7 protein-coding genes and 1 pseudogene are annotated in these 7,718 nt (G+C 63.3%); 6 read left to right on the top strand and 2 right to left on the bottom strand.

Annotated features, from left to right (window positions below; translation table 11 throughout):
• Window positions 1-80 precede the first annotated feature (80 nt).
• The 6 genes from K789_RS0108300 (at window position 81) to K789_RS25070 (ending at window position 5,817) form a co-directional block, all read left to right on the top strand.
• Entirely contained in the window at window positions 81-455 is a 375-nt protein-coding gene (locus K789_RS0108300; RefSeq protein ID WP_024366353.1) for a DUF1304 family protein, read from the top strand.
• Window positions 456-521: 66 nt separating this feature from the next.
• Window positions 522-1,295, top strand: a complete 774-nt coding sequence (locus tag K789_RS0108295; RefSeq protein WP_029704762.1) for an MBL fold metallo-hydrolase — start codon at window positions 522-524, stop codon at window positions 1,293-1,295.
• 136 nt (window positions 1,296-1,431) lie between these two features.
• Window positions 1,432-2,208 (top strand): fumarylacetoacetate hydrolase family protein, encoded by a 777-nt coding sequence (locus tag K789_RS0108290; protein ID WP_024366351.1) that lies wholly within the window; start codon window positions 1,432-1,434, stop codon window positions 2,206-2,208.
• A 126-nt stretch (window positions 2,209-2,334) separates the two neighbouring features.
• Window positions 2,335-3,867: a glutamate--tRNA ligase gene (gene gltX, locus K789_RS0108285; RefSeq protein WP_024366350.1), complete on the top strand. Its 1,533-nt coding sequence runs from the start codon at window positions 2,335-2,337 to the stop codon at window positions 3,865-3,867.
• Between the two features lie 2 nt (window positions 3,868-3,869).
• Window positions 3,870-4,628 carry an HAD family hydrolase gene (locus K789_RS0108280; protein WP_024366349.1) on the top strand — a complete coding sequence of 253 codons (759 nt, stop codon included), beginning with the start codon at window positions 3,870-3,872 and terminating at the stop codon, window positions 4,626-4,628.
• 364 nt (window positions 4,629-4,992) lie between these two features.
• Complete coding sequence (locus tag K789_RS25070; RefSeq protein ID WP_128081585.1) at window positions 4,993-5,817, top strand: polysaccharide pyruvyl transferase family protein; 825 nt, start codon at window positions 4,993-4,995, stop codon at window positions 5,815-5,817.
• Between the two features lie 80 nt (window positions 5,818-5,897).
• Here K789_RS25070 and K789_RS0108275 read toward each other — a convergent pair whose 3' ends face one another.
• Complete coding sequence (locus K789_RS0108275; protein WP_024366348.1) at window positions 5,898-6,665, bottom strand: hypothetical protein; 768 nt, start codon at window positions 6,663-6,665, stop codon at window positions 5,898-5,900.
• Window positions 6,666-6,739: 74 nt separating this feature from the next.
• Window positions 6,740-7,612, bottom strand: a pseudogene (locus K789_RS0108270) (IS3 family transposase); the annotation flags it as partial.
• Window positions 7,613-7,718 lie beyond the last annotated feature (106 nt).

The following is a 7,718-nucleotide window of genomic DNA, read 5'->3' as shown; positions in this document are numbered from 1 at the left end:
CCGCCGCCGTCGTTAGTGGGCTGTTGCGGCCGGCCGAAAGTCACTGGCCATTGCTCGGACACCGGGGCACAATATTGCGCATGACGGGACTCATTCAGGTTCTGGGAGTGGTGTTCGGGATTGTGCTGATCCTCGTCGGGATCCTCGAGTCCTTCTTCTTCCGGGACCAGCGCCTCCACCGGCTGTTCCTGATCAAGCCGCAGGACGTGGACGCCGTGCGGATGTGGACGTTCAACCTGGGGTTCTACAACATGATCTGGGGAGTGGGCGCGATCGTTGGTGCCCTCATGCTGACAGGGGCGGAGCCGGCTGCGGGGCGGGTGCTGCTGCTCTTCACGAGCCTCGGCCACGTGCTGCTGGGCATTATCCTGGTGCTGTCCGAGCGGCGGCTATGGGCGAGTGCTATCGCAGAAGCACTCCTGCCGGCGGTCATTGCGATGCTGCTGCTCGTGTGACGGCCGCTCGTATGGCCGCCGGTTCGGTGGGAAGATGGAGTTGTGATCCCGGACGACCCTCGCGCCATGGTGCGCAGCACAGAGCTGACCCGTTTCAGGCTTGCCCCCAACCCGGGGCCGATGAGCCTGCATGGGACCAACTCCTATGTGATTTCCGCCCCCGGAGCGGCCGGCACCGTCGTGGTGGATCCCGGCCCACTGGATGAGCCGCACCTGCAGGAACTGGCCGGGGCCGGCGCCGTCGAGCTCATCCTGATCACGCACCGGCACGCCGACCACACCGCCGCCGCCGCCCGGTTCGCCGAACTGACCGGAGCACCCGTGCGCGCCAAGGATCCCGCCCACTGCCACGGCGGAAGCCCGCTGGCGGACGGCGAAGTCATCCACGCCGCCGGGGCCGAGATCAGGGTTCTGGCGACGCCGGGCCACACCTCGGACTCGGTCTGTTTCCACCTGCCGCACGACGGCGTCCGCGGCTCGGTCCTCACCGGCGACACGATCCTGGGGCTCGGGACCACGGTCCTGGACTACCCTGACGGCACCCTGGGCGACTACCTCGCCTCGCTGGACCTGCTGGAACGCCTGGGCCCCGCGACCGTCCTGCCGGCCCACGGGCCGATGCTTCCCGCCCTGGACACGATCGTCCGCGCCTACCGGGACCACCGCGAGGACCGTCTCGGGCAAATCCGCTCCGCCCTCGAGAACCTGGGAGCCGGGGCCGGGGTGGCCGAGGTCGCCGACGCCGTCTACGCCGCCGTCGATCCCGCGGTGCGCCCTGCGGCGGAACTCTCCGTGGCCGCCCAGCTGCATTACCTGCGCCTCGACAGCGGCACCCCCTAAATCCCATGTAGCTGGCAGATGAGGCCGTTTTCAGCCCTCAAAACGGCCCCTACTGCGAGTCAGTTGGGGGCCGGCACGTGCTGCCCTGTCCGCCACGAAGTCGGGCCCACCCGCCGGAGACGGTACGCTTGGAGCCATGCGTATCGCCCGGTTTGTAGTCGATTCTGATCCCCTCTACGGCATTGTTGAAGGTGAGCCCGGCAGTGAGGAAGTCACTGTCATCAACGGTGACCCCTTCTTCCACGGCGTGGAACGAACCGCCGTCCGGCACAAGCTGGAGGACGTGCGCCTGCTGGCCCCCATCATCCCGCGCAGCAAGGTCATCGGCGTCGGCCGCAACTTCGTGGAGCACGCCCAGGAACTCGGCAACGAGGTCCCCAAGCAGCCGCTGCTCTTCCTGAAGCCCAACACGTCCGTGATCGGGCCCAACGATCCGATTGTCCTGCCGGAGTTCTCCGAGGAAGTGTCCTTCGAAGCCGAGCTCTGCGTCGTGATCGGCCGGATCTGCAAGGACGTCCCCGAGGAACGCGTCGACGACGTCATCTTCGGCTACACCTGCGGCAACGACCTCACCGCCCGCGACGTCCAGAAGACGGACCTGCAGTGGGCCCGGGCCAAGGGCTTCGACACCTCCGCGCCGCTCGGCCCGTGGATCGAGACAGAACTGAACACCGAAGACCTGCAGATCCAGGGCCGCCTCAACGGCGAACTGCGCCAGGACGGGAGCACCAGCCAGATGATCCGCGGCGTCCGCGAACTCGTCTCCATCGTCTCGCAGGCCTTCACCCTGCTGCCCGGCGACGTCATCATGACCGGCACCCCGGCCGGCGTCGGACTCGTCCAGGCCGGCGACCGCTTCGAGGTCGAGATCGAAGGCATCGGCCGCCTCTCCAACCCCGTCGTCCGGCGGTAGCCCGGTCCGCACCCCAAGAACCGATTTCGGACAGCCGCACCGTCGACCCACGGTGCGGCTGTCCGTTTCCGCAGCGGAAACCGCGGGCGTCCGGCGATGACCGGGGTTGGTAATGTTGGTACCACTATGACTACTCCCTCCGCGCACGACGCCGTCTCCAGCTCCGCCCCCAGTGTGACCAGCGAAGTCACCGCCGACACCCCGGTCCGCGTCCGGTTCTGCCCGTCGCCCACCGGCACCCCGCACGTCGGCCTGATCCGCACGGCCCTGTTCAACTGGGCCCACGCCCGGCACACCAAGGGCACCTTCGTGTTCCGCATCGAGGACACGGATGCTGCGCGCGACTCGGAGGAGAGCTACCAGCAGCTGCTCGAGGCCCTCAAATGGCTCGGCATCACCTGGGAGGAAGGCGTGGAGGTCGGCGGCCCGCACGAACCCTACCGCCAGTCACAGCGCCTGGACCTGTACAAGGACGTCGTCGCCAAGCTGATCGACGCCGGCTACGCCTACGAGTGCTACTCCTCGCCGGAGGAGGTCGAGGCCCGCCACCGCGCCGCCGGCCGCGACCCCAAACTCGGCTACGACAACTTCGACCGCGAACTCTCCGCAGAGCAGCTGGCCGCGTTCAAGGCCGAGGGCCGCCAGCCCGTGCTCCGCGTAAGGATGCCGGACGAGGACGTCACCTTCACCGACATGGTCCGCGGCGACATCACCTTCAAAGCCGGAAGCATCCCGGACTACGTGATCGTCCGCGCCGACGGCTCGCCGCTGTACACACTGGTCAACCCCGTCGACGACGCGCTGATGGGCATCACCCACGTACTCCGCGGCGAGGACCTCCTCTCGTCCACACCCCGCCAGGTGGTGCTTATCCGCGCGCTGATGGACATCGGCGTCGCGAGCTACCTGCCGGTCTTCGGCCACCTGCCCTACGTCATGGGCGAGGGCAACAAGAAGCTGTCCAAGCGCGACCCGCAGTCCAACCTGTTCCTGCTCCGGGACCGCGGCTTCATCCCCGAGGGCCTGCTCAACTACCTGTCGCTGCTCGGCTGGAGCCTTTCCGCCGACGAGGACATCTTCACGGTGGAGCAGCTGATCGAGCACTTCGACGTCAACGACGTCCTGGCCAACCCGGCCCGCTTCGACATCAAGAAGGCCGAGGCCATCAACGGCACGCACATCCGGATGCTCGACGCCGAGGACTTCCGCGGCCGGCTCGTCCCGTACCTGCGCACCGCCGGGTTCGTGGGGGAGAGCCTCACTGCACGCCAGGAGGAGATCCTCGCCGAGGCGGCCCCGCTGATCCAGGAGCGCATCTCGCTGCTGGGAGAGGCCCCCGAGATGCTCGCCTTCCTGTTCAAGAACGACGACGCCATCGACGTCGCGGACGACGCCCGCAAGGGGCTGCCGGAGAACCTCACCGAGGTGCTCGACGCCGCCCTGGCCGCCCTGGAACCGCTGGCCGACTGGACCGCCGAGAGCATTCAGGCGGCCCTCAAGGAAGCCCTCGTGGAGGGCCTCGGGGTCAAGCCGCGGCTGGCTTTCGGTCCCGTCCGCACGGCCATCTCCGGCCGCCGGATCTCCCCGCCGCTGTTCGAATCCATGGTGATCCTGGGCAAGGACTCGTCCCTGGCCCGGCTGCGCGCTTTCCGCGGCTGATGATGAGCTCGCCCGAGGCAATCACCCGCGCCCGGACCGCAGCCCTGGCCGCCGGCCTGGACGACATCCGCGGTGTACTTTTCGACATCGACGACACCCTCGTGGACCTCGAATTCGCCATGACGGCAGCCCTCCGCGACGCCAGCGAACACCTCCTGCCCGCCCTGGACCCGGCCGGGTGGGAGAAGTTCGGGCGGATCTTCACCCGCGAGACCACGCATTTCTACGACCGGTACCTGGCGGGGGAGCTGACCTTCAACGAGCAGCGGCTCCTCCGCGGCCGGGCGGCCCTGGGGCACTTCGGCGTCGAGCTGGAGGAGGGGGAGCAGGCCCACCACTGGGTCAGCTCCTACGCCAGCCGGCAGCACGGCTACATCCGTGCCTTCGACGATGTCATCCCGATCCTGGACGCGCTGGATGCCGCCGGCATCCCCTACGGCGCCGTGAGCAACAACGTCCACGACTATCAGCGGGTCAAGCTGGACGCTGCCGGCCTGGAACGCATCAGCATTCTGGTGGGCACGGACACCGTGGGTGCGGCAAAGCCGGATCCGGCCATTTACCTGGAGGGCGTCCGCCGTCTGGGCACCGGTGCCGGCGAGACGCTCTATGTGGGGGACAACCGGCTTCTGGACGCTGACGGCTCGACGGCGGCCGGCCTCCTGGGTGTCTGGCTGAACCGCGGCAGGGAACCGGCCCCGGGCTTTGCAGGCCGCGAGGTCGGTTCCCTGCTGGAGCTGCTGGCTACGCACCTTGATTAGTTAGTGGCGAACCTGCCTCGCATGGATGTCGTAGTCCACAATTGGCGGTCTGCGAACCCGCCCGAGGCCAGAAGCCACTCAGCTGTTGGTACTGATTAAACTGAGCGAATGATTGGCGCTCGATGGAGAGCCTGAGACACCTGCGATGTGGCAGCACGAACTCGATAATGGTTCTTGGGAGGCGTCCTATCGTGCAATCTCAATCAGTTTTCAGTAACTCCGGTTCTGAAAGGTGGATGCGCCCGTCGCTACATCGCCACGCAAATACGGTCCTCGTTGGTGCGGTATCCTTGGGACAGAACATTGACCCTTGACAACCAAAGTCACCACCATTTTGCATTTGATTCGATGCTGGGAATAGTCTATGAAAAACATGAGAACGGCCCCGGAGTTCCAGTCGCTAGCTGATTCAATAGTGCAATTAGCGCAAAACCGAATAGTCTATTTTATTCCCTCGCCTGGAAATTGGGGCGATGCTCTAATTAATGCCGGAACATTTCAGTTTCTCGATTCTATTGATTGCAATCATACGGTATTGCAAAGGTCTGAACTCTTGAAAATATTGCCGGAATCTCATGAACAAGGAATTTTAGACGCTCTGATCCTTGTCGGCGGCGGCGGTGGTTGGTGCGAGATTTGGTCTTCTACGAGATCCTTTGTTCGTGAAATCTCACTGAAGGTTTCCCAAGTTATTGTCTTGCCCACTACATATGACTTGGAGCCGATAGTTGGTACTGGAGACAACGTTACGTACTTTGCGCGCGACTTAGAAATCAGTAACAGGCGGCTTCCGGAAGCTAAATTTTGTCACGACATGGCGTTCTTCTTGGACCTTAGTGTGCCTCAAGAATCTACAATGCTGCCGCGCGTGGTAGCGCTCAGAGTCGACCGCGAGCGGTCGACTCAAGCGAGGAACTTTGAATTCTCAGTCGACATGAGTTTACTCGGAGACGCATTCAGTTCAGTTCTACCGCTCTTTGAGATCATAAACCGTTTTGAGCGTGTAGTCTCCGACCGTCTACACATTGCAATCGCAGGTTGCCTTCTGGGTAAGGATGTAACTCTTCTGCCTGGTATTTACCCAAAGTCCCAAAGCGTCTACGAGTCTTCAATTCGCGAAAACTATCCAGAATCCCGCTTCGTGGAATGGGACGACTTCCAGTTTTGGCCGCTGAACGAACGTCAATAGTTCAAGGGTGCCGGCTCCGCAGTGTCAGAGTGAGAATCTCCCAGGCTCACTCTCCGCAGGGGCCAAGGGCAGCTTGGACGTCAACTCCAGAGAGACGACTGGGCGTCCATCAGGTTTCGAATCGAACCTAGGAGATGGGCTCCGACCACGGCTTCAAAGTTGGTGCGATAGTGGTTCTGATCTTGCAGGGCAGCGTCAACGCCATACTCGACAATCGCGGGTTGTGTGTCGTGCATGAAGATGTCGTGCTCGGCCTCTACCTGTCGCAGTGCCTCAGTTAGCCGAACTCGATCTGGAGCGGGCGTTCCATCCCGCATCTCCGAGTACAGGTGATTCACCGTCATGACCGGACAAGCCATCCGGTCGCGAATCGACAATAAGTCCGAAGCTAGTTCGCCTTGGGTAGTGTAGACGACCTGCATGGACTTCAGAAGGTGGTCTTTAGGCAGCTCGCTCGTGAGGCCTTGGACGATGGGACGGTAATCAAGGCCGGACTCTACCGCTATGCCATACACCTTGTGGGCGTTGAGTTCAATGCCGCCTATTCGATGTTGCTTCAAAGAACTAACTTCCACCACGACTGCATCGGCTCGCAGAGCTGCTACGGATCGCATGTCGCTGGGAAACACGACGTCCGCCTCCAGGGCCGCGCGCCTGAGTGCTTCCGGTATGTGGGTCGTCCCATCTAGGACATCAACAAACTGACGGGCCGCCGCTGCCGTGTGGGTGAACCACTGATGCTCGCTGTAGTTGACTAGATTGATGGCTCCGTGCTCGTGCAATCTACGCAAAGGGCGAAAGATTCGACAACTGCCGATTGCGAGGATGGACGGCACGCTGTCAGACATGAGCCCTACTCTAGTCGAAATTATCCCTTCTGGATTACCCGGGGGACTGCCCCGGCTTTTGTTGACTCGGGGTCTTAGGCCGCTGTGAGCGCGGTCCGGTTGATTGTTTCATATTCGATTGGCGTGAGTTTTCCTAGCCGTCTTTGCCGTCTCCGGCGGTGGTAGGTTCTCTCGATCCAGGTCGTGATGGCCAGCCGCAGTTGTTGCCTCGTGGTCCACCGCTGACGGTCCAGGACGTTCTTCTGCAGCAGCGAGAAGAAGGATTCCATGGCGGCGTTGTCCGCGCACGCGCCGACCCTTCCCATCGATCCTGTGAGTCCGTGGTGGCGGAGTGATTCAACGAAGCGGCGGGACCGGAACTGGGACCCGCGGTCCGAGTGCACCACGGTCTTTTCCGGGCGGCGTGCCCGCACGGCGTTCTCCAGCGCGGCGACGGCCAGCGAGGATTTCATCCGCGAGTCCATCGAGTACCCGACGATCCTGCCGGAATAGACGTCCTTCACCGCGCAGAGGTAGAGCTTCCCCTCAGCGGTGGGGTGCTCGGTGATGTCGGTCAGCCACAGTTCGTTCGGCGCCGCCGCGGTGAAGTCCCGCTCCACCAGGTCACCATGAACCGGTGGTCCCGGCTTCCGGTTCAGGCCACGCTTCTTGGAGAACACGGACCAGATGCCGTTGTCCCGGCACAGACGCTGCACTCTGTTCTCGCCCGCCGTGATGCCCTTCTCGGGGAGTTCGTCGGCGATGAAACGGTACCCGAACGCAGGATCGTCGTCGTGGATATCCAGTGCAGCGTTGACCAGATGCGCGTCAACCCAGTCCCGTTCCGTCACTGGACTGGCCTTCCACCGGTAGTAGCCTTGCTTGCTGAATCCCAACACCCTGCAGGTCACCGCCACGGGAACACCGTCGGCGGCAAGATCCGTGACCAGCGGGTACATCTGTAATGGTCACGTGCCGGCCAGAGGCCGGCTGGCAGGCTGGTCCCGGAGAACGGCGTGTGACTCAGGGTATATCCGACCCGCGCTTGCGGTGTCTTGAAAATGACTCGTCCGC

Origin of the sequence: Arthrobacter sp. TB 26 (assembly GCF_000427315.1) — a bacterium.
Lineage (GTDB): Bacteria > Actinomycetota > Actinomycetes > Actinomycetales > Micrococcaceae > Arthrobacter.
Note: the sequence above shows the minus strand (reverse complement) of the source record. Positions and strands in the feature narration are given on the sequence as shown.